General features: G+C 68.6%; 16 protein-coding genes. 10 read left to right on the top strand and 6 right to left on the bottom strand.

Going from position 1 to position 22,134, the window contains the following annotated elements; genetic code table 11:
- The first annotated feature begins 324 nt into the window (after window positions 1-324).
- The 4 genes from O0S08_RS10610 to O0S08_RS10595 all read left to right on the top strand — a co-directional run bounded on the left by O0S08_RS10610 (window position 325) and on the right by O0S08_RS10595 (window position 5,536).
- On the top strand, window positions 325-2,196 hold the full coding sequence (locus tag O0S08_RS10610; RefSeq protein ID WP_269038964.1) for a serine/threonine-protein kinase: 1,872 nt from the start codon (window positions 325-327) through the stop codon (window positions 2,194-2,196).
- 56 nt (window positions 2,197-2,252) lie between these two features.
- Window positions 2,253-3,455, top strand: a complete 1,203-nt coding sequence (locus tag O0S08_RS10605; protein ID WP_269038963.1) for a hypothetical protein — start codon at window positions 2,253-2,255, stop codon at window positions 3,453-3,455.
- A 63-nt stretch (window positions 3,456-3,518) separates the two neighbouring features.
- Window positions 3,519-4,208, top strand: a complete 690-nt coding sequence (locus O0S08_RS10600) for a hypothetical protein (protein ID WP_269038962.1) — start codon at window positions 3,519-3,521, stop codon at window positions 4,206-4,208.
- Window positions 4,205-5,536 carry a hypothetical protein gene (locus O0S08_RS10595; protein ID WP_269038961.1) on the top strand — a complete coding sequence of 444 codons (1,332 nt, stop codon included), beginning with the start codon at window positions 4,205-4,207 and terminating at the stop codon, window positions 5,534-5,536. The genes O0S08_RS10600 and O0S08_RS10595 overlap by 4 nt, the downstream gene beginning before the upstream one ends.
- Window positions 5,537-5,607: 71 nt before the next feature.
- Here the strand turns inward: O0S08_RS10595 and O0S08_RS10590 are convergent, their stop codons facing one another.
- Complete coding sequence (locus tag O0S08_RS10590; protein WP_269038960.1) at window positions 5,608-7,470, bottom strand: serine/threonine protein kinase; 1,863 nt, start codon at window positions 7,468-7,470, stop codon at window positions 5,608-5,610.
- A 108-nt stretch (window positions 7,471-7,578) separates the two neighbouring features.
- On the opposite strand from O0S08_RS10590, the gene O0S08_RS10585 reads away from it, so the two are divergent.
- Both O0S08_RS10585 and O0S08_RS10580 read left to right on the top strand, forming a co-directional pair.
- Window positions 7,579-8,586, top strand: coding sequence for a PAAR domain-containing protein (locus O0S08_RS10585; RefSeq protein ID WP_269038959.1), 1,008 nt, complete (start codon window positions 7,579-7,581; stop codon window positions 8,584-8,586).
- A 22-nt stretch (window positions 8,587-8,608) separates the two neighbouring features.
- Window positions 8,609-9,739: an immunity protein Tsi6 family protein gene (locus tag O0S08_RS10580; protein WP_269038958.1), complete on the top strand. Its 1,131-nt coding sequence runs from the start codon at window positions 8,609-8,611 to the stop codon at window positions 9,737-9,739.
- A 23-nt stretch (window positions 9,740-9,762) separates the two neighbouring features.
- Here O0S08_RS10580 and O0S08_RS10575 read toward each other — a convergent pair whose 3' ends face one another.
- Together O0S08_RS10575 and O0S08_RS10570 are read right to left on the bottom strand one after the other, a co-directional pair.
- Window positions 9,763-11,736, bottom strand: coding sequence for a hypothetical protein (locus O0S08_RS10575; protein WP_269038957.1), 1,974 nt, complete (start codon window positions 11,734-11,736; stop codon window positions 9,763-9,765).
- A gap of 2 nt (window positions 11,737-11,738) precedes the next feature.
- On the bottom strand, window positions 11,739-12,134 hold the full coding sequence (locus O0S08_RS10570; RefSeq protein ID WP_269038956.1) for a hypothetical protein: 396 nt from the start codon (window positions 12,132-12,134) through the stop codon (window positions 11,739-11,741).
- A 616-nt stretch (window positions 12,135-12,750) separates the two neighbouring features.
- Between O0S08_RS10570 and O0S08_RS10565 the strand changes: the two genes are divergently transcribed.
- The 4 genes from O0S08_RS10565 to O0S08_RS10550 all read left to right on the top strand — a co-directional run bounded on the left by O0S08_RS10565 (window position 12,751) and on the right by O0S08_RS10550 (window position 18,164).
- Window positions 12,751-13,503: a hypothetical protein gene (locus tag O0S08_RS10565; protein ID WP_269038955.1), complete on the top strand. Its 753-nt coding sequence runs from the start codon at window positions 12,751-12,753 to the stop codon at window positions 13,501-13,503.
- Window positions 13,504-13,516: 13 nt separating this feature from the next.
- Window positions 13,517-13,723, top strand: a complete 207-nt coding sequence (locus O0S08_RS10560) for a hypothetical protein (RefSeq protein WP_269038954.1) — start codon at window positions 13,517-13,519, stop codon at window positions 13,721-13,723.
- On the top strand, window positions 13,711-15,039 hold the full coding sequence (locus O0S08_RS10555) for a lanthionine synthetase C family protein (protein WP_308477871.1): 1,329 nt from the start codon (window positions 13,711-13,713) through the stop codon (window positions 15,037-15,039). Before O0S08_RS10560 ends, O0S08_RS10555 begins: the two co-directional genes overlap by 13 nt.
- A gap of 71 nt (window positions 15,040-15,110) precedes the next feature.
- Window positions 15,111-18,164, top strand: coding sequence for a thiopeptide-type bacteriocin biosynthesis protein (locus O0S08_RS10550; protein ID WP_269038953.1), 3,054 nt, complete (start codon window positions 15,111-15,113; stop codon window positions 18,162-18,164).
- Between the two features lie 803 nt (window positions 18,165-18,967).
- Here the strand turns inward: O0S08_RS10550 and O0S08_RS10545 are convergent.
- From O0S08_RS10545 to O0S08_RS10535, 3 genes are all read right to left on the bottom strand, one after another.
- A complete protein-coding gene (locus tag O0S08_RS10545) occupies window positions 18,968-20,149 on the bottom strand; it encodes an NHL repeat-containing protein (protein WP_269038952.1) in 1,182 nt (393 codons plus the stop codon).
- Window positions 20,150-20,260: 111 nt separating this feature from the next.
- Window positions 20,261-21,049, bottom strand: coding sequence for an IS21-like element helper ATPase IstB (gene istB / locus O0S08_RS10540; RefSeq protein ID WP_269037240.1), 789 nt, complete (start codon window positions 21,047-21,049; stop codon window positions 20,261-20,263).
- Complete coding sequence (locus tag O0S08_RS10535; RefSeq protein WP_269038951.1) at window positions 21,046-21,966, bottom strand: Mu transposase domain-containing protein; 921 nt, start codon at window positions 21,964-21,966, stop codon at window positions 21,046-21,048. Before O0S08_RS10535 ends, istB begins: the two co-directional genes overlap by 4 nt.
- Window positions 21,967-22,134 lie beyond the last annotated feature (168 nt).

The following is a 22,134-nucleotide window of genomic DNA, read 5'->3' as shown; positions in this document are numbered from 1 at the left end:
GCATCAGCGATGCCAATCCGCCATGGACCGTCTGAGCGTCAGACTGTCGCGCGATTCATCCACCGAGGCGCTCATCGAGGCGAACCGGCGCACAGAAAGCGCGCGAACCGACCCGCGGGCCGGCCCTGGCGCGTCCGGCTCGGCTCGAAGAGCCGGCGCTCTCGATCCCGAATCGGTAGACCCAGAACGGGCGGAGAGCGTCGGCCAATTCTATCGACCACGACATAAGGCTCACTATGGCGCATATTCCCTGACCAGGCGCGTCATCGTCCGTCCGCCCATATTGTCAAACCGGGGCGTCCTATTGTAGGATGCTCGTTCGTCATGAAGCCCCAGGCTCGGCACGACCCGCTGCTCGGGTCTATCCTCGAAGGACGTTACCGGCTCATGAGCCTCCTCGGCCGCGGAGGAATGGGCAGCGTGTATGTCGCCGAGGAGACGCGGCTGGGGCGGCGCTATGCGTTAAAGCTACTCAAACCCGAATTCGCCGAGGACCGCGCGCAGGTCGAGCGTTTCCTGCGCGAGGCGCAGACAATCGCGCGGCTGGAGCACCCGAACATCGTCGACATTCATTCGTTCGGCGAGGATCCATCCGGCTTCGTGTTCTTCACCATGGAGCTGCTCGCCGGCGAGGACCTCGAGTCCCGGCTGACCGCGCGGATCGAACGCCCGTACAGCGTGCGAGAGGTGTGTATGTGGGCGATCCAGATCGCCCGGGCGGTCGGGGTCGTCCACCAAAACGGCCTGATCCACCGCGACCTCAAGACGCAAAACGTCTTCCTCGCACGTACTCGCGACGGCGGCGAAATCGTCAAGCTCCTCGACTTCGGAATCGCCCGCCCCGAGCAGGGTTCCGAACTCACGGCCACCGGCCTCGTCCTCGGTACGCCGAAATACATGTCTCCCGAGCAAGTGCGCAACGAGCCGCTGGACCGCCGCTCCGACATTTACTCGTTCGGGGTACTGCTGTTCAAAATGCTGACCGGACGGTCGCCGTTCGGGGGCGAGGCGCTCCAGGTGGCGATGCAGCACCTCACCTCGACGGCCCCGTCGCCGTCGTCGCTCGCCCCCGCTGCCGGGATCCCGCCGCAACTCGATGAATTGGTCCTCAAGGCGATGGCCAAACAGCGTGACGATCGCCATGCCTCCATGGAGGAGATCGAGCAAAAGCTCGTCCGGTTGCTCGCAACCGAGGGGATTTCGCTGCCCGGCCTCGCGCTGGCCGAGGCCGGGCTCGACGGGACCCGCAAGGCGGTTGGCCCCCCTGCGGCCGCGGCCTCATCCTCGGCCTCGGCGCCGCGGCCCGACGGAGAAAGAGCGCACGAGGAGGAACTATCGCTGTCCACGACAGCGTCCATGCCGCGCCCGAGGATTCCTGCCGAGTCGCTCGAGACGCCCGGGCTGGCGCCGATTTCCCCGAGCAAACCGTCTCCCGCAGCGAGCGAGGGGGCGCTCGACGAGGCCACTGCGCAGAATCTACTCAGCGCAATCGCCACCGAGCCGGCCCTCGCGCCCGTCAGGATCGCGCCCGTTCAGGGCGAGCATTCACTGGGTCGCACGAGGCAGATCTGGCCCCTGATCGTGCAGGGAGCGAGCCTCGCGGGTTTCTTCGCCCTCGCAATCTGGCTGGTCACTCCGGGGAACGCCACGCCCGGCACGACGACGCAGGCGAACCCGGATCGCACGAGCCCGCCGCCCACCGCGTCGACCACCGCGCAACTCTCGCCCCGCGCTCCCGAGCTCCCGAAGCACAGCCCCCCTTTCACGGCAGCCGAACCAGTCGCCGCCGAAACCGAGCCCTCGCCGCCCGTCCCCTCTCCTTTGGAGCCGGAAAATAGCGTCGACCCGGGCGCCGCGGAGGGCGAGCAGGCGACGAGAGAGGAGCTCCTGAAGGCGAAACCGAAGCGGGGCGCGGGGACGCGGAAGCAGGTGCCAGCCCCCACGACGCCGAAGGCCGAATCAACGGCGCAGGCCGACCCGATCGCCGGGATCAAGGAGCGGAGCCGCGCCTGCCGCAAGCAGCACAATGCCGTCGGCCAGCCCCAGCTCACCATCGAATACGTGGTCGGCAGCGACGGCACCGTCCTGCGCGCTACACCTTCCAGTGATACCCCGCTCGGAGCGTGCCTCGCCAACGCCGTGAAGCAGGCCCGCTTCGAGCCGAAAATCCGACTTCGGCAGGAGCTCTCTCTGTGAATCCCCCACGGATCGAAAACTGGCATGGGCGCGTTGCGAAGCCGGACCGAAGGCCCTTGATCGCCCTCCCCCTGCTCTCTCTCGTGGAATCGGCGTGCTTCTTCAACCCCTCGGTGTCGACCCACTCTGCGCCGAGCACCGATACCACGACGGCAGCGCCAGACCCGGCGGGCACGAGCGCGATGAGCTCGTCCGGTGTGATGACATCGACGAACACCGCGCCCCCTGGCGGCACGTGGTCTTCGGACGCGTCGAGCACCACGCTCACAGGTTCCCCCACTTCGGGGAACCCGGCCGACTCCTCGAGCAGCACGACCTCCACGACTGGGCCGGAGACCACCGCAGACCCGAGCGGCACGAGCTCTACCACGGGGCCCGGGACGACCACGCAGCCCGAGGCCGGCTGTGGGAACGGCGAAGTCGAGCCGCCGGAGGCGTGCGACGATGGAAACGACCTCTTCGCCGACGACTGCTGGCCCACCTGTGAGAAGAGCCAGTGCGGAGATTGCAGCTTCGCCCGCCCGAACGTGCTCTTCGTCCTCGACTACTCGACATCCATGAACTCCATGTGGGGCCCGAACGAGACTCGCTATTCTGCGATCACGGGGGCGATCACGGATTTTCTCACGACGCAACCCGCCCTCGCCCAGCGCATCAACGTGGCCTTCCTTCGGTACGGCCACGATCCCAACGTCCAGATGGCGGGAACATTGATCCAGAATGACAGCTCTGGCATCATGGACGGACAGAAGATCGATCTCTCGTGGACTGAAGGGGGCGCTTACCTCCAATGCCAGCACGAGAACTTGGCGGCGCTCATCACGTCGCTGCCACCGCCGATCAACGGGAGTTTGGTCGGTATCGGCACCTGGACGAAGGGGGCGCTCGATCGCGCCCGCGGCCTCATTCAAGCCCAGCGAGCGGAGTTCATCGAGAACAAGAACGCGGCGCCCTATTATCGCATCATACTCATCACCGACGGCCAGTGGACGGACCCATCGGGCACCCAATCGCCCGGACCCGCGAACCAGAACCCGTCGATCACGGCGGGGGATCTCTATATGAATGAAAACGTGATGACCCATGTCATCACTCTGGGTGAAGCCAGCGGCAAATTGTTCGCGAACGAGTTGGCCACGGCCGGCGGAACCGGCCAGGCGGTGGATGCCATGAGCCCGGGCACTATCGATCTCGCGCTGGGGGCAGTCTTCGCGGCGATCGATAGCGAGGGGATCGTTCCGGGGGACTGCTCGACATGACCGACACGTGAAGGTGCCAAGGGCGACCTGGCCCTCATCCCACCCATAACCCCCGCCGCGCCCATGATCTCGATCAGCGGAAATCAACTCCACGCCTTACGGCGAGTCTCGCTGGACGAGTTCGCCGAAGAGGCCGAGCAATTTCTGCGGCGACACTTCGAATCGCGCCTGCGTCGCACGACTTCGAACGACATTCGCGAGGCGGTGCACCTCGCCTGTCGGCTCGGTCACGAACACGCGATCACCTGCCGCAGCGAGCTCCTGATCTACCTCGCGTGCGCGTGCGTGTGCGGCCTGTTCGTGTTCGACGATCCACGCTGCGCGTGGCTGTTTCACGGGCGGCTCGACTCGGACGACGTCGACGGAGCGCTCCACTGCAATATTGGCACGTTCGCCGAGAACCTGGAAGCGGCCGTCGGTTCCGGGTTCTTCAGCGAAGATTCGCTGGCAGGCTTCGAGGAGGCCGTGATCGCCGGCGAACAGCGCCTGGCAGTCCAGCCCGACGCGCTCGAGCGCGTGCTCCGAACGTTGACGCCGGCGCGAGCCGGGTTCATGGGCACTCCGCAATTCGCTCGCTTCCTCGAGCTCGCTCGCATCGACGGGGAACGACTGAGGCTGCGCGGGCGAGCCAGCGACCGTCACTTGCTGCTCGGGTGGCTGTTCGGCCCCCGCTTCGTCGACGATCCCCTCTGTCAGCCTGCGGTGGCTTTCTTGCGGGCGCTCGAGGCGGAACCCGGTGGAGCTGCGCCATGAGCGACGACGGCAAACACGCGACGGCTGCGGGCAAGGCCCCCGCACTCGCCGCTGCGACGCGAGAGGCGCGCCAGCACCCGAACGCCGACGATCCCGTCGCTACGACCTCGGAGACGTGTCCGGTCGAGCTCACCCTCATCATTCAGCGGATCAAGGAGTGGCCGAAGAACCCCCAGGCGCAAGGGACGAATGCAAGGCAGGGCGGCACGATCGCGGAGTTCGAACTACTCAAGGTCGGCGATTCCACGCCACTCGTCACCGGTGTCATGCTCGAAGCCGCAGGTCCGTCCAGTCTGGTGGCTGGCAGTGATCAGCGGGTGCTGGCGGGCACCTACTCCCTTATCAAGAATCCAGGGACAAAAGGCCCGTACCGGCTCGTACAGCTCAGCCAGGATCTGGCCGACCAGAGCTTCGGTGAGCGCTCCATGGTCAACATCCACTCGGGAAACGTTCCGGGGGATCTTGAAGGATGTCTGTGCCCGGGTCCCGGATGGGAGGAGCGAGGAGTCAAGAAACTGAACGGCGTCGAGGATCGCAGCGACGTGTACCCGGCCGTCAAGGCTGGCAGCAGGGACAAACTCGCCGAGCTCGAACGGGAGATCCGCAAGTATGGACGGCTCGAGACTCGGACGACCTACGACGGCGCCGAGACATACACAAACAGCTCTTACTATTCAAATGTCCGGGTCATCATTCGAGATATTCGCCCGATCTATGTCTACTTCGCCATATTCTTCGTGGTAGGCGACCGTGCGTTCGAGCGCGCCGCCGCGACGTGGGAGCGCGCCGTCAAGGCATCGCCGGAATTCCTCGCGGGGCGGGACCGATTCATCCCGCCGATCGCCGTCTCGACCGAGACGGACTTCAAGACCGCGTGGACCCAGATTTTGACGATAAGCAAGGAGCCCTATCACGTCATCAAGGAAGGCCGGATCTTCAGCCACGCTTCCAAGGGCGACCGCCAGGACGGCCTGGAGTTCGAAGCCGGCGGCGGGAACGACGGCACCACGAACCGCGTCGAGTTGCAGAGCCTGCAGCGCCTCAACTGGGCGACGGATGCCAGCCTTCACCTGCACAGCTGCAATTCGGGGATCGTCGGCGGGCGCGGGTGGTCACCGGCGCAGGTGCTCGCCGCCTCGCAGCGAGTGACCGTGTACGGCCAGACGGGGTACGCCTACTTCTCGACCAACAAGGACAGATACGTGAGAATCGACGACCGCTCCACCGACGTCTACTTGTGGGCGTATCGCAGGCGACTCAATGCGCCGCTCCTCGTGTTCGGGGATGATCAGAGCATGCCGGCGGCGAACTTTCCTCCGCCGAAATGAAGCGATGTCTCGGCACATGGCGGACGACCGCCGCGCGACGTCTTCGTCGGAGGCTGACGCCGGCCGCGAACTCAGGCGATCAGCAGCCACAGCATTGCGAGCAGAAACGCCGCGAAGCACACGACGTTGATCCAGATCAACGCCTTCTTCAGCGGATCCACCGCCGGCTTCGGGCTCGCCGGCACCTGGACCGGCGTGAACACCGTCGTCGCCTCGTCCTGATCGCCGGGTGCGGGCCGATCCTCCGCGGCAGGCTGAACCTCGAACGATTTCAGGCCCGCCGGTTCGGGAGACCCCGACAGGGCCTCCGGAGCCGGCCGAGACGTGACGTCCACCGGACGCGCCGGCTCGGGCGACGGCCGAACCTCCGCATTCGGCCGAGACGCAACCGTCGCCGCCGGTGGTTCGGACGACGACAGCCGCGTCCTGTCGGCCAGGGACAGCAGTTTGACGCTCTTCTCTGTCGGTGCATCGTCGCCCGTGACCGCGAGCGGCGTGGCAACCGGGTCCGCGGCACTCGCCTTGGATGACGCAAGCGCCGCGAGCAAACCCTTGAGGGGTCTTCTGAACGCCGTCGTCTCCTCATCTTGAACAGTTGGGACGTCCAGCCTCACCATCTCGGTCCGCTCGGGATCTTCCCGCTTCGGAAGGGAGGCGGCGGCGAGGGCCTCCGTCCTGTCGGCGACCGCCGGAGCCCGGAGCGAGACGGCTGCGAGGACCTCCGTCCTGTCGTCGGCCGCAGGTGCCGGATAGCGCCGCGCATCCAGCTTCTCCGTCCTGTCCTCCAGGCCATGAACCATCAAACCCGGCCCATCGGACTCTTGAAGCTCCGGCAGGCTCGGCAGGCCATCCGACTGCGCAGCTGCTTGACGGGGCCGCGGCGAAACGACCTCCGGTTTGGGCGGCGACGGAGATGACAGTGACAGCGCGGAGAGAGCAGGTGGCCGTGCCGGCGAAGCCTTCTCGATTGTCGGAGCCGGCCCTGGCCCGACCGCGGATTTCGATCTCTCCGGCGCCGTCGCCGGCGACACCACGCTCGCCTCCGGCGGCGCCGAGATGATTGAGACCGGGCTGGCCCCGGGTTTGGGTCCGGGCGGAAGCGTCGGCTCGGCCGGTGCCGCGGCGACACCCAGCAGTTCCCGAAGCGACGCGCGCATCGCCCCGAGATCGGGCCTCTGCGCTGAATCCTGCGACAGCGCCTTCGCCATGAATTCGTCGACCGGCCGCGGTACCGCGACGAGCGAGCGGAGGCGCGGAGGAGGCTTTCCGGCCGACTTCTGGCCCGAGATCAGCTCGAACAGGATCACCGCGAGCGTGTACACGTCGCTGCGTGCATCGCCGCCGCCCTGCTGCTGCTCCGGCGCCCGATAGCCTGCCCCCTCCGGGCGTCCCAGCTCCAGCTCCGCCACTCCGAAGTCGAGCACCCTGACATCGTCGCGCATCGTCACTGCGCAGCGCGACGGCGTCAGAACGCGGTGCGCGACGCCCGTCGCTGCGTGCGCCGCTTGCAGGATCTCCGTCGCCCGCTCGCCGAGAGTCAAGGCGCGCTGCCACGGCATCGGCCCTTGATCGCGCAATCGGTCGAATCCGCGGAGCGCCAGCGGCTCGGCCAGGCAGAACGGCGGCACAGGCGGCGTGGGAGCGACCCCCTGCGGCAGCACCAGGCCCGCGATTTTGGCGGCCGTCGCTGCCCCGACGATCCGCGCGAACGCGCTCCACGCGATCGGGTGAGCGCAAGCCGAATCGAACAACAGCAGCGCGACATCGAGGCCCGCATGGTGGTCGAACGCCAGGAATGCCTGCAGCGCGCCGTCGGCCCGCAGCGGCGATTTGAGCTCGTAGCGGCCGGCGAACCGCTCGCCTATTTGGGGAGAAAACGAGGTCGACACACCGGGTTGTTGTCGACCATATACGCGGCCGCCCTGGTTGTCCATCGACCGCCCGAATACCTCGTGGGCCCTGGCGCCGCACATGTTCGCCTCCGCGCCGCGCGACCTCGACCCGACCCAATGGATCCGGCATGTGATAGGATGGCGGCGTTTATGCCCGACGCCGCTCGGATCAGCGACTTCCATGTGTGCCCAAAGGTCGAGCCGGGCCCCGTCCCGCACGTCGGCGGTCCGATTTTCAGCGGCAGCGCCAATGTGATCATCGGCTTCTTGCCCGCCGCTCGCGAGGGCGACAGCGTGGTCTGCTTCCCGCTCGGCGCGGCCGACCGGATCAAGCAGGGCTCTTCGACCGTGGTGATCAACGGCCGACCCGCCGCCCGCAGGTCCGATCCGGGCTCTCACATCTCCGGCGACCTGATCGCCGCCGGCTGCCCGACGGTCGTGATCGGCGACTCCACCCAGGCCTTCACCTTCCGCTCTGCCGCCAAACGAGGTGTTCCGCTGTGCGAGGAGTGCGAGCGCAAGCGCCGTCAGTTCGACGAGAAAGACGACTCGGCAGAGCCACCCGCTCCCGACACTGCAACCCTCGACGACGAGACGCCCCCGCCCGGCGCCGAGCTCGGTCGGGACCTGCTCTCGAGCTCACTGCTCAACAAGCAGGAACTCGCCGCCCAGCCCAACCTGAACGACGGTCTCGACACGGAGCGGGTCGCCGCCAGAATCGCCGTCGCCTATCAGTTCTACGCCGCCCACGCCGGCGAGAAATTCAAGCCGAGCAAGCTGACCTCTCATATCCGCGCGATCGACCTGTCGCAGCCCGTCGAGGTGATCGCCATCGCCGCTCAGGTCCTCCACCAGCGCGGCTATCCTGGCGGCAAAAACGGCGAATACTTCGCGTTCGACCCGGATCTGACGCCCGAACAGCTCGGCACCTCCTCGATCGTCCCCGGGCCGAACGGTACACGTGTCCCAAGAGACAGGCGCACCGTCGAGTTCGGCGAGGCCCCCGCGTTCGCCCTCAAGAGCATCGCCGCCTCCGTGATCGACACCTGGACCTTCGCTGAGACCGCCACCGATCCCGGCGAGCAGATCCCGTGCGAGGGCGGCGGCATGCAGGTGTACGTCCCGCGGACCTTCCACGTCTCCAGCCGCAACGTCTGAGGCGTACACCATGGCCGACCTGATGCGGATTCTGTCGCGCGACGCCTTCGCCGAGGTGCTCGCCGAGGCCCGCCGACGCACCCGGGCGCTCGACCCCTCCCGCTGGCCGCTGCTGCGGCAGATCGAGGCCCAGCTCGAATTCATCGCCGAGCAGACCAAGCACGGCCGCGTGCCTCACGAGGACGAGCGCCTGCGCACCACCCTCGGCCCGCTCGCAGCTCGCAACCTCGAAGAGGTCGACCCCGAGTACGCCGATCAGCTCGAGGAGATCGACTACACATTTCGCCGCTACCCGCAATTGCCCTCCGGCCCGCCGGTGCGCCGCCGGGGGGTCTTGCAGGTATGGTCAGGGCGCGAGACCTACCGAAAACTGGTCCTCGACCTCGGCGTCCCGCGCAGAGTCGGCAGCGCTCGCGCCGACTTCGTCGTCCACGGAGACCCCGCCGGTTCCCCGCACTTTCAGATCATCTGGGACGGCGTCAGCGCCCACGTCCAGGCCGAAGGCTCGCACCGCCTCTCTATCAACGGTGAGTCTGCCTGGTACGGCGAGATGGCCAACCGCGGCTGGATGGCCGCCGCCCGCACGACCTACCGCTTCCTCGTCGAGGACCGCACCCCGCCGCCCGAGCCCATCACCCCCTCCGCCGCCGCCCTCGAAGCCCTCGCCGAGCTCGAGCGCCGCTGCGATGGCGGCAACCTCTACGCCATCATCGATGCCGCCCGCTCCGACCGCGCCCTCCAGCTCGTCGAGGAGAGCATCGACCCCTACGCCTCCCTCTACGACGGCGAACAGGGCCGCGCCTTCGATGACATCGCCCCCTACCTCGTGCACCTGCAGCCGAGCTCGTGGCTGCTGGAGCGCCTCGTCCTCGAAGGTTGGGGCGACGCCTGGGGCATTTACGCGGAGAGCGGCGCCGGCTTCGACAAGGTGCGGCACCACTTCCGCAAATTCCTCAAGGTCGAGGTCGAGGGCGAGCCGAGGCCATGGTTCTTCCGCTTCTACGACCCGCGGGTCCTTCGAACCTTCACGAAGGTGATGACGGCCGAGCAGCGCGCGAGTTTCATGCAAGAGTTGGATGCCATCCTCTTCGAGTCCGCACGTACGAGCGCGTCCTTGGAGGTCTGGTCGGCCGCCGCCCGCCGGGGCGGGTGAGGACGCAAGGGCCTCGTCGGGGCCTAGGTCGACTTTCCGGCGTCTCGACAGCGCGTCGGCCAGTCGATCCAACCGCCGCTCGCGCCGTCGTCGGAGAACGTCTCCCCCAGCAGCGATTGGACCTGCTCCGGCGAATACTCGTCTCCCAGGGACGCGACTGCCGTGTTTAGGCGGGCGGTCGCGCTCATGTTCGAGCCGAGACTCCTCAGAAAGAGATCGATCACGTCGCCGATCGTCTTGCCGACCGGCCTCGTCGACGAGATCCGGTAGCTCATCCACTGCGCCTGCGCCTTCTGGATGTCCTCATCCGCGCCGGCGGTCGTGAACACATGGCACATGGCGATGCTGGTCGTCGCGCGACGGGTGAGCCGGAGCGCCTGGGCGATGCCCCTCATCGGCGCGGGCGGAGTGTCGCTCGTCTGCGCCTGCGCCTCCGCAGTCGCACCAGCCGCCGCCCCGCCTGCGGCGAACACCGCGTCGATCGCCGCGCGGGTCTGCGGACCGCAACAGGGCAGGCGATACACGAGGACATCGCGGTACGTTCCGTGCGCGGTCCACGTGGCAGCGCGGCTGGCGAACCAGAGACCGATGCCGTAGTAGCTGAAGCGCCGGGCGAACGCCTCGGGGTAGAAATCGTAGATGAACGCCAGGATCTGCCAGAGCTCGCCCGTCACCGACGGCAAAGTCCATTGATTGATGCCCCAGGAGATCTTGGGGCCGTCGTATGTCGCCACGCTCTCGCACCCGCCCTCGACGTTTCTCAAGGCCTTGAAGACCTTGACCCGCGAATCGCCGAGGTCGCAGGCGTGGCGATTGGCGAGCTCGGTCGTGTCGGTCCCCTCGCTCGCGTACTTCGCTATGCCGACTCCCCACTGCGAGGACACGACCTTCCCGACGTAGGTCGACGAGCTCCTCTCCTCGAGCCGCTGGCCCCGTTGCGCGACCGTGAACGCGCGCGTCGATTCCGTCCACGGATCGGTCGCGCCGACGGCCGTTCCGCCGACCTCGAACTGGAAACCGGGCGATACGCTCAACAGGCGGAGCTCGTTGTGTTGCGTGGGAACGGGGTACAGAAGCGAAGCCTCGACCGTCGCCCCGGCGACGTCCACGTCCTTGTGTTCGCCCGCGCTGCCCGGCACGGACAGGCAGAGCCGCCTGCGCCGGGGAATGCCGGTCGCGTCCTCCCCTGCCGCGCCCGTCCCCGCCGCCCCTGCCGCGCCCGTCCCGGCCGCCGCTCCTGCCACCGCACCCGCCGCGCCCGTCCCGGCCGCCGCCCCTGCCGCCGCTCCCGCCGCGCCCGTCCCGGCCGCCGCTCCTGCCGCCGCTCCCGCCGCGCCCGTCCCGGCCGCCGCTCCTGCCGCCCCTGCCGCCGCGCCCGTCCCCGCGCCTGCCGCAGCGCCCCCGGTGCATGTCCCAACCGCAGCTCCGGTCGCCGCCCCTGCCGCAGCTCCCCCCGCGCCTGTCGCCGCTCCCGAGGCCACTCCTGCCGCCGCCCCGGCCCCTGCCACGGCCCCGGCAGTCGCCCCACTCCCCTGCCCGGCGCTCGAACCCTGCGAGGAGCGATAGACAAGCGCGAAGTCATCGATCCTCGCGGGTGCCCCCACCTTCGCCTTGACCTCTGTTCGATCGAAGCTGGCGTCCTGGAAATGCACGAGAGTACCGCCGTCGGCCGCGGCGGGCGCGACCGGTTGCTCGAGCTTCGGGAGCTCGTCCAGCCGAACGTCTCGCGCCCGCACCCACAGGAAGTGCGCCGCGAGGAAGTCCGCGGCGACCCTCGCCTCGCGCGGCTTCGGCGCTGCCGCCTTGTATGCATCGATGGTAGCGAATCGCCAGGAATCGAGCGACCTGTCCGGCTCCACGAGGGCCCCGAAATGGCAGAAGACCAGGTGCACGCGCGGACCCGCCGGACACCTCGCCGTCGGACAGCCCGTGTCCGCGAATTCCTCGCGGATCGCCTGCTCGAGCTCGTGCAATCGCCTCCATTTCTCGAGCGACATCGCTACCTCTTCTCGGGGGCGCTCATGGCCCGCGCCGTCGATCCGGCGGCGTCGTCGAGCTCGCGATGCTCGGCCGTCCGCCACAACGTCTCGATCCGCTCGGTCGGTGTGCGGATCGCCGAATCGGCGAATACCGCCCTCGCCCACGGCTCCGCCACAAACCCCTCACCGAGGACGAACCCCAGCGTCACATACCGGGCAATGTCTCGCTCCCCGACGAACCCGCGCGTCCGCGCCTCGACGATCCGCCCATTGACGAGCTCGAGCCCCGCGGGCCCCGCGAGCGCGCCTGCGTGCTCGCGGAACCTGCCAGAGAGGAATGACCGGAGTCGCTCCGGAAACCGGCTCGTCGCCTCCGCCGCGAACTGGTCTTGCTGCGCCCTGTCTATCCTCATCATGGACACATTACCATCTCCGACCAGGAACCAGGCCGAAGCTCAGCATATGCGGGTCGGAGAGCGCGAGTCAATACTCACGACCGTGCGATATCGTGCCCCGACGCCGGTGCTCCGCGCGCGTAGGGCTCGGCGAGACGATGCGCCTCTTCGCGCCAATCTCTCGCTGCTCGGATCGGTCCCGCGGACGCTCCCTCCCCGCTGAGCGGCGAGAGCTGCGAATACACATGGAACCAGATGGGTTGCTCGCTCGCGTTTATCCGGCGAGTATGATCATGGTAAGCCGAAATGGCGCTCCTCGGCGGCCTGCCCCTCGCGCCCCGATCGAGCCGACATGCTCGATTCATGCGCACTCTCGCACAGCGTCCATCGCTCATAAGCGTGTGGGCCGTTACCCCCCCGAGCCGCATCCGGGGAATGCGTAGGACGCCGCTCTGTCGGGCCAAGGCCTCGGCCGCGAGGATAAACAACGTCCGGTGCGAATTGGCGGCGTGGCTTGACACGCGTTTGGGATTTAAGCATCAGTATTATCCGACATGGGGGGTCGAGGGTCGGTAGAGGCAGTCCGACGGACGGCCCGGGAGGGAGCACGATGCACGAAAGACAGAGTAAATCGATCATGGGCCACGGTCTGGATGAGACGGTGACGGCCCCCTTGCGGAGCTTATCGTCGCAGTTCAGCCGCAGCCAGATGAAGCGCCTTCGCAACGCTCAGATGCTGGACCCGGTGAGCCTGCACGTCTATAAATGGCTCGTTCCGATCACCGCCCCCGAGGTGGTGTTTCGCTACGGCCGAACCGAGGCAGAGGCGCACGGGACGTTCCGGCAGATCGCCCGGATGGTCGAGGCCGTCATCCACGACGACCCGCGCTTCACCAGGCTCTACGATGTCCTCGCCGAGTTCGCGAGCCAACCCGTCTCCGACCTCCACCTGGTCATCGCCAATCACTGGCGCCTGCCGGGCTACACGCCCGTCAAGAGCTACCTCGCCGTCGTCTACGCGCGCGCGCTCCACGTCCTGCGCAACGGCTGGTTCTCGCTCGAAGAGAGCCTCCCGCACGTCTCCAGCTGGCTGACCGGGGAGCGGGTCGACCTGGCGATCCAGCACCTCCAGGCCAGGCTCGAGGAGCTGGGACCGCGATTCTTCAGTCAGTTGGTGCTGGAGACCGAGTGCCGCGCCGCGGAGGACCCTGACTTCGAGGATCGGCTCGACCGCGCCATCCTGGCGTTCGAGGAGCACGCCGGGCCGGCCGGCAGGGCGCTGTGGTCCGGCCCCTCGGCGGAGCAGGTGAGCGTCCTGTCCTCGGCCGAACACCGGCGAGGAATCGGCCTCTTCGCCAACATCGCCTTTGCCTTCACGCTGTGGGATTGAGCCGGAGGAAGCCATGAGAATCTTCAAGAACACCAGATTCGACGACGAATTCGACCTCGACATCCGGATCAAGCTGCCCCCCCCGCCCGACCCGAACCATGAGGTCCACGCGAGCGGCGGCTGCGGGAGCCAGCCGGGGAACCAGAGCTGCGCCACCCCTTGCGGAGGGACCTGCACCGGCTGCGCGAGCAACCCCCCCGTCTCGCAATGCTGCTGTTGAGCGCGACTGAGCGGCCATGGCCGGTCTTCCTCGACAGCGCCCGCGCCGCGACGGCGCGGGCGCTGGCGCGGGACGTCGCCGAGCGCCTGCGGCGACCCGAGCAGGTCGCGGAAGCTCGAGCCAGGACCCGATCGCAGAGCGACCTGCCGCAGCACAATCAGTGGATGCCGTGCGACCTGGCTCGGGGTGATGTCGGCCTCGCGCTGTTCCACGGCTGGATGGACGCGTGCTTCCCGGGAGAGTCCTGGGATCGGGTCGCGCACGTCCATCTCACCGCCGCCGCTCAGGGGACGAGCGCTCTCGAGTTCGTGCCGCTCGGCCTCCATCATGGAGCCTCCGGCCTCGCCTTCTGCACCCAATTTCTGGCGCGCGGCAGCCGTTATCAGCGCATGCTCGCGTCCGTGGAGTCGTCGCTGCTGCCGCAGATCGCCGCCGCCGCGGAGCTCTGCCAGCGGCGCCGCGGCCGGCTCCATACCAGCGACTTCGATATCATCTCCGGCCTGAGTGGTATGGTGGGCTACCTGCTCTGCCGCACGGACGACCAACCGGCGCGCGAGGCCTTGATCGCCGTGGCGCGAGCATTGGTCGCGCTCGTCGGGGCGGATGATGTCGGGCCGCTGTGGCGCACCCTGCCCGATTTCATGGACGAGACCATGCGGGCGCACTTCCCGGGAGGAAACCTCAATTGCGGCCTGGCACACGGGGGGCCTGGCTTGCTGGCCGCCCTGGCCCTGACGTTTCGCGCTGGCGTCCGTGTCGACGGGTCGGCAGCGGCGATCCGAGCGCTCTCGGAGTGGCTCCTGGCAAGCCGCGTCGAAGACGCCTGGGGCGACAGCTGGCCGATGGCCGTCCCGCTGCTCCCGGGCGTGCCGACGACGCCCTGTCGTAATGCGTGGTGCTACGGCAGCCCCGGCGTCGCACGAGCGCTCTGGCTGGCGGGCGAGGCCCTGGAGGAGCGCACGTACTGCTCGGCGGCGCTCGAGGCGATGAGGGCCTTCTGCCGCCGTCCGGCGCCGGCGCGCGGCGTCGATTCGCCGACTCTTTGTCACGGCCTCGCAGGGCTGCTGCAGATCGTCATGCGATTCGCTCACGACAGCGGGAGCGAGGATCTCCACGCGGAAGTCCAGCGGCTCTTCGATCAGCTGGTCGCCTGCCACGCGCCCGGGAGCTTGCTCGGCTTCCAGAACGTCGAGACAGGTGACGTTCGCACCGATCATCCCGGGCTGCTCGAGGGCGCGGCGGGCGTCGCCTCGGTGCTGCTCGCCGCGGCCTGCGCGATCGAACCGACCTGGGACCGGGCGTTTCTCCTGAGCTGAGCTCGCTCCATTGTATGACTCAAGACAAGGCCGAATCCGCTGACCCAGCGACGGGCTCTTTCTACCGACTCTTGCCGTTCGTCCTCGTACGGACCCCTGTCTGTTCGATCGAGGACTATCAAGCCCTCGCGGGTTCGCCGGCGGGTCCGCCCGATTCGCTGGATCGTGCTGCCCAGTGGGCGAGTCCCCCCGGGCGCAGGACGATGGTCGCGGATCGTGACTGGGTACGAGACGCGCTGGCGATCGCCTCGCCGAAGCTCCATGCGGCGCTCGCCAGCGATGTCCTGGCGCCGCGGAAGGGGAGAGCGGCGCGACAGAAGCTCCTCGCGTACCTGATCCGCATGTCCACCCGGCCGACGCCCTACGGCCTGTTTTCGGGGGTCGCGCTGGCGCGTTGGGGTGAGCGGACCGACCTCGCGCTGGGCGATTCCCCACCGATCCTTCGCACCCGCCCGGACATGGAGTGGCTATACGGGGTCGTGGATCGGCTCGAGCGTCGGCGAGAGGTCCTCGCGTATTTGCGGGTCACGGCGAATCCACTGGCATGGTTCGCAGGCGAACGAGTATTTCTCTGCGATGGCGGCTCGCTCGCTCCGGACACCCGCCGCATCTCCATCCGGGCGTCCGGACCCGTCCGGCTCGCGCTCCGCCTGTCCCGGGCGCCGGTGCCCTACTGCGAGCTCGTGGAGCAGATCCAGCGCGCTCACGACGCGCCCCGCGAGCGCATCGAGCAATTCCTGGACGAGCTCTTGGCGCAGAAGTTCTTGCTCACCGACCTTCGCCCTCCATGCTCCGGAGACCCCGCGGCGCATGTCGTCCGCCGGCTCGCCGCGATCCCCACGGCGAGGGCGGAAGAGCGAGCGATCGGGTCGCTGCTCGCCGATACAGCGGCCTGGGATCGACACGCCGGCGCCGCGTCCGGCGATGCGTTGAGGCGGTTGGACCGGCGGGCCGCAGCATTGTTCGTCGCCGAGCACGCGTTCCAGGTCGACCTGGCGTTGCCGCTCGCAGGGCGGTCGATCTCGCGTCGGGTCGGCGAGGAGGTCGTGCGGGCGGCCGAGATCTTGCTGCGTTTGACCCCGCAACCCCACGGTCCGGCGTATTTGCAGGACTATCGGCGAAAGTTCGAGCAGCGCTACGGCGAACACCGCGAGGTCCCGCTCCTCGAGCTGCTCGATCCGGACCTCGGGCTCGGACCGCCTCCACCGGCGGAGCCGCCGCGCTTCGAGAAGCGCCAGGAGCGGCTCCTCGCCGTGGCGCTCACCGCCCTGCGCGAGCGCCGACGCGCGGTCGAACTCGACGAAGCGTCGCTGACGGAGCTCGCCACCTGGACTCCGAGAGCGGGCGAGCTACCGACCTCTCTCGATCTGTTCGTCTCGGTGGCCGCTCGTTCGCCAGCTGCGCTGGATGCCGGCGAGTTTCAGGTGATCGTCGCTCCGAGCGTCGGGGTCGCGGGGGCCGGCCGTACGCTCGGCCGATTCGCGGATCTACTCGGGCCCGCGGGGCTCGCCGCGATCGGCGAGGTGTACCACGCCGAGGACGCGGTCGACCCGCGCGTCCGGGCCGAGGTGTACTATCAGCCCGCGAAGGCTCGATTCGCCAATGTCGCCGTCCGTCCGGCGCTCCGCGGCCACGAGATACGATTCGACGGTGTGGCTCCCGGGCGGGCGGAGAGCGTCGCCATTGCGCCGGACGAGCTGCTCGTAGGCGTGAGAGACGGCCGCTTCTACGTCCGGTGGCCGGCGATCGGCGGTGACATCGCCGGCTGCGCCGGGCACCTGCTGAACCAGCTGCAGGGACCGACTGTGGCGCGTTTCCTCTGTGAAGTCAGCAACGACGGACGAGCGTGCATGAGCGCGTTCGACTGGGGGCCCGCGCGCAGCTTCCCCTTCCTACCGCGAGTCCAGTCGGGCAGGCTGGTGCTGCGACCTGCAGAGTGGCGCGTCGGCGCCATCCTCGACGAGCGCTGGCGCGGGAGCAGCGCGGAGGCGCTGGGTGTGCTCCGCGAGCACTGGCAATTGCCTCGCCATGTGTTGGACGCGACCGGCGACAACCGCCTCCTCGTCGACCTCGACGACCCTGCGCAGGCCGCCTTGCTCGCGGGCTCGCTGAGCGAGCCGGGCCGCAGGGAGCGCCTCGTGCTGCAAGAGGTGTTGCCCGACCTGGACCAGATCTGGCTGCCGGGGCCAAGCGGACGCTACGCGAGCGAGTTCGTCGCATCGCTGGTGGCGAAGGACCCCGTCGGGAAGGCTCGAGCCCAAGCGATCCCCGCGGCTGATGCCGGCGGTCAGCAGGCCCGGGTCCGGCCGCCCGGGAGCGATTGGCTGTTTGCAAAGCTGTACGGGCCTGCCTGCTTTCAGAATGATATTTTGACGGGGCACCTGGCCGAGTTTGCCGAGGACCTGGTGAACCGAGGGCTGGCGGCCAGGTGGTTCTTCATCCGCTACGCCGATCCCGAGCCACATCTGCGGGTACGGTTCCACGGTACTACCGACGGGCTGTACCCGGCGGTGTGTCGCTGGGCCGCGAGCCTGGTCGAGCGGGGGTTGTGCGCTCGTCTCTCGTTCGACACCTACGACCGCGAGGTCGAACGATACGGCGGTCCGGCCGGCGTGTCGCTGGCAGAGGACATTTTTGCGGCCGACAGCCGGACCGTGGTGGGTCTGCTCGCGCTCGAGCGGGCCAGGCAGCTGCCGGTCGATCTGGAGAAGCTGGCGCTCCTCACGGTCGACGATCTGCTCGCAGCCCTCGGCCTCGACGAGCCGGCCCGGCTGACCTGGTGCCGTCGAGCGCTCCCGTTCCGCGATGTCGGCCGGGACGAGTACCGGCGCTGCCAGTCGCAACTTCGTCCGCTCCTCGACCGCACGATGTTCGCCGTCTCCGGCGGCGACGCGAGCCCGGCCCTGGAGGTCCTGAGGGAGCGGAGCGTGGCGCTCGTCCCGACCGCGCGGTCGTTGCGGAGCATGGTCGAGCGAGGGCAGCTCGGACGAAGCCGCGACGACGTCCTTGGGTGCGTGGTCCACATGCACCTCAATCGACTGCTTGGGCCCGATGTTCGCCAGGAGCAGCGCATCCTGGCGCTGCTCCTGCGGACACGCGAGTCTCTCGCCGCATACCGCGGATAAAGTCAGCGCATGAGCCGCGTCGGTCGGCCTGGAGTTCAGGCCGGGCGGCCGCGACGTCAACCTGGCTCTTCGGACATATATCCAAAAGCCCGCGCCCATCGCCCCAGCGTATGGGTCTGCCGCCGCGAGCGCCAGCCCCGGACCGCCCGGGTGTCTCGCAAGCGCTCACGCAGCAGCGCGCGGGCCGGCGCCCCCGCGCATACCAGCGCGCACGCGAGCGCGTCGTGAGCGTGATAGGGGCGCCCGTGGGCGTAGGCTCCACGCGCTGCGAGGAGCACCTCGTCGGCCGGGTAGTCCCCGGCGGCGGCGAGCAGCAGCCGCGCCAGCTTGGTCGCGCGAGAGGGAAACAGCCCGTGGTCGACCCGGTCACCCGGGCGGCCGAGCGCCAGCGGACGGAGCCGCTCGCGCCACCGGTCGTCGAGGGACAGAGCGGGCGCTCGGGAGGAAACGGCCCCGCGAGGAGCCGGCACAGGGCCTGCGAGGTCGCGTCGCCGCCGAGGCGATCGGCGAGCTCGCGCCCCAGGTTCGGGCCGGCAGCGGCCGCCGCGAGCAAGCACGTCTCCGGCGCGAACAGCCGAAGGAGCGAGCCCGAGACCGCGCCGGGGTCGACCTCGAGGACGACGTAGTCGGCGTCGCGCGGGCGCAACGCGGCGATCCGCACGATCGCCCGCGTCCCCGTGAGCCGCGGGAGTCGGGCCCGCCAGGCGTCGAAGCTCGACATGCTCATCAAGCATGGACCTCCGCCGCCCGCGGCGCTCGCGGCACGACGTCGACGCCCACCGCGGCGCGCGTCGCCAGGCCGCTCACTCGTCGACGCGGACGATCTCGTCGGCGCCGGCGTCGGCGTACCACAGGTCGCCCGCCGGGCCGATCGTGATCCCCATGATGCGATCGGCCGGGGTGGTCATGCGATCGATCTCCTGGCCGTCGAGGTCGAACGCGACGATGTCGCCGGTCCCGTGCTCGGACACGAACAGCCGACCCTCGTGCAGCGCCAGGCCCGAGGGCTCGTCGAGGCCCTCGACGAGGACCTGCACGTCGGCACCCTCGACGCCCGTGTACTCGGCCCCGTCCCAGTCGCCGGGGAGCGTGCCGATGTTCGTGCCGGTGGCGGTGTCGAGGCGCAGGAGCCGTCCGGCGCCGGTGTCGACGATGTACAGCATCCCGGTCGCGTGGTCGAACTCCATGTGCCCGGGGATGTTGCCGAGGCGGGTCACCGTGACGTCGATGTAGCGCGTGATGATGCCGTCGGAGTGGTCGCCGCCGCCGGGCCCGTGGTCGGCCTGGAAGTCGTAGCGGACGATGTTGCCGTGCATGCCGTCGAAGGCCCAGAACGCGTTGCCGGCCTCGTGGGCGATGCCCATGCACAGCGGGCTCTGGTGCAGCATGTCGAGGTGGCTGCCCTCCTGTCCGTTGGGCGGGAACTCCTGGCCGACCTTGGCGAAGATGTCCAGGTCGGCCGGCCACAGCGCCGGGCCCATGAAGTCGTCCGGATCTTGCGGCCCGACGTTCCACTCGTTGCGCGACTCCTGGCAGGTCGCGAACGTGTCCAGATCGCCGAACGCGGCCGACGAGACGTACGCCATGAAGTGCTGCCCGTACGCGTCGATCCGCTCCTCCGAGGTCTGCTGCGGCGCGCCTGGATCGAAGTAGATCACGACGCCGTGGCTCAGCATGTTGAACGTCCACAGCTGCTCGGGGGCGGCCGGGTTGAACTCGAGGTCGCGGACCGCGTGCAGGCCGTCGTCGGCGGTGCCGATGACGGTGAAGGTCCCGCCGAACTCGGGGACGACGTGCGCGTCGCCGGTGGTGCCGCCGGTCGGGGCGTCGGTGGTGCTGCCGGTCGGCTCGCTCGCGTCGGTGGTCGTCGTGCCGGGCTCGCCCGTGCTACCGGTCGAGGTCGCTCCGTCATCCTGGTTGGGGTCGCCTCCGCAAGACGCGACGGCGAGCGAGAGGAGGAGCGAGAGCGAAGGACGCGACTGCATCCCGGGAGGATACACGAGGCCCGTGGATCCGGTTGTCGGTTTTCACCAGCATGGGACCCCGGCCTTCTCACGACCTTTCCCCCTCTGGTCCATCCTGCGTGACGAGGGGGATCATGCTCGCGTGCGCGAGCGGGATCCAGTTTTCGGCGGACGGGTGAGCGAGGGTTTCTGGCGGCTTCGGTACGACTCGCCTTCGATGACGAGGTCGTAGGCGTTGCTGGTGAAGCGATCGATCGCTGCCTGGGCGCGGACGGGGTCGGCGAAGACTGCGAGCCATTCGTCAGGGCCACGGTTCGAGGTGACGATGATCGAGCCGTGGCGGTGACGCTCGGTGAAGATCTCGTAGGCGTCGCGGCTCTCGGTCGCGTCCATCGCGTCGAGGCCGAAGTCGTCGAGGATCAGCACGTCGACGGCGAGGATCTTGCGCAGCTCGGCGTCGTAGGAGCCGTCGAGTCGAGCGTGGCGGAGGTTCTTGAGCAATCGATCACAGCGGTAGGCGAGGACACTGTATTGACGGCGGCAGGCGGCGTTGCCCAGGGCGTGCGCGAGGAAGGTCTTGCCGACACCGACGGGGCCGACGAGCGCGACGTGAGCGCGAGCCTCGACGAAACGCAGCGAGCAGAGCTCGGCCCACAGCTCTTGATCGAAGTGGACCCGAGTGGTGCTGTCCCATCCCTCGAGCTGGTGCTCGGGATCGAGACGCGCTTTCTGGCCGCGGAGCTGGGCGGAGATGCTGTCCCGGCGGCTGACCTCGTCGGTGAGCAGCGTCAGCAGGAAGTCCTGGTGCGGGACCTTCTGCTGGCGTGCGAGGGCGAGCCGGTCGGGCAGCGTCGATAGCAGGGGGCTGAGTTTGAGTCGCTTGAGGATGGCCTTCAGGTCAGGTGAGATGGTATCGATCATGACGGTTCTCCATGCTTGGTGTTGGCCGAGAGCGCGTAGATCTGCGCGGGTCGGAGGAATCTCGCCGGCGGCGTCGGCCGGTCGAGGGGGATGGGTTGGGGCTTCACGTCGCGCTCGACCATGGCGCGGAGCCGCTTCAGGCTCAGCATGTCGGCCGCGATTGCGATGCCGCAGCAGCGATCGACGACGGCGACGCCGTGGCGCTCGGCGAGGCCACGCACGCCGTGGACGGTGCGCATGCTGGTCCAAGGCAGCGGGCCGGACAGCAGTCGCCGTACGTACGCGCCGATGTTGGGGCCGAGCTCGTCGGCCTGCTTCTGCAAGAATTCGATATCACGCATTGCGTAGGCTCGTTTCTCCTTCGGGAAGTCCTCAGGGTTGATGCTGCGGCCGCCGGGCGGCAGCCGCCGACAGATCCGGATCAGCGTGCTCCGATCGTAGAAGCGGACGCTGCTTCGATCGACTCGAGCCTGCAGCGTGCGACCGATCAGCCGCGTGGGCATCGAGTACAGTGCGCGCTCGACCTGGACGAAGTGATCGCGCGCGACCTTCGGCGTGCACCACCGCGGCACGTCGTAGGGCTGCTCGGGCGCCGGCAGCAGCACCGGCACCTCGACATTGAGAAAGTGCTCGCGCGGCATCCGACCGGTGGTACTGTGGCGGTGCACGCCGTATTCGTCCCGGCACCATCGCTCGGCACGCTCCCGTGCGGCCGCGAGGTCGCGGATCCGTTCACCGCCGAAGCAGTCGTCACGGACGTCGCGGACCGCTCGCTCGACTCGCGCCTTGTCCTGCGGCCTGCGCACCCGCGCGACGTCGATCACGAAGCCGCGTGCCTGCGCGTACTCGAGGAAGGCCTCGCACAGCCGCGGCTCCCGTACCGCAGCGAGCCCATGACGTCGTGACGGGCGAATCACGGTCGGGTCACGACCGGCTCGACGCGCTCGCGGCGATCATGGCGGTCCTCTGCGTCACGCATGCGCTGCTGCTGGCACCTCGTGAGCCCGGGCCTCCCGCTCCTGCAGCAATCGGCGTCGAGCGGCCGCCGCCCACCGGTGGTCGCTCTCGCGCCCGGGCCCTGTGAA

Origin of the sequence: Nannocystis punicea, assembly GCF_026965555.1 — a bacterium.
GTDB lineage: Bacteria > Myxococcota_A > Polyangia > Nannocystales > Nannocystaceae > Nannocystis > Nannocystis punicea.
Note: the sequence above shows the minus strand (reverse complement) of the source record. Positions and strands in the feature narration are given on the sequence as shown.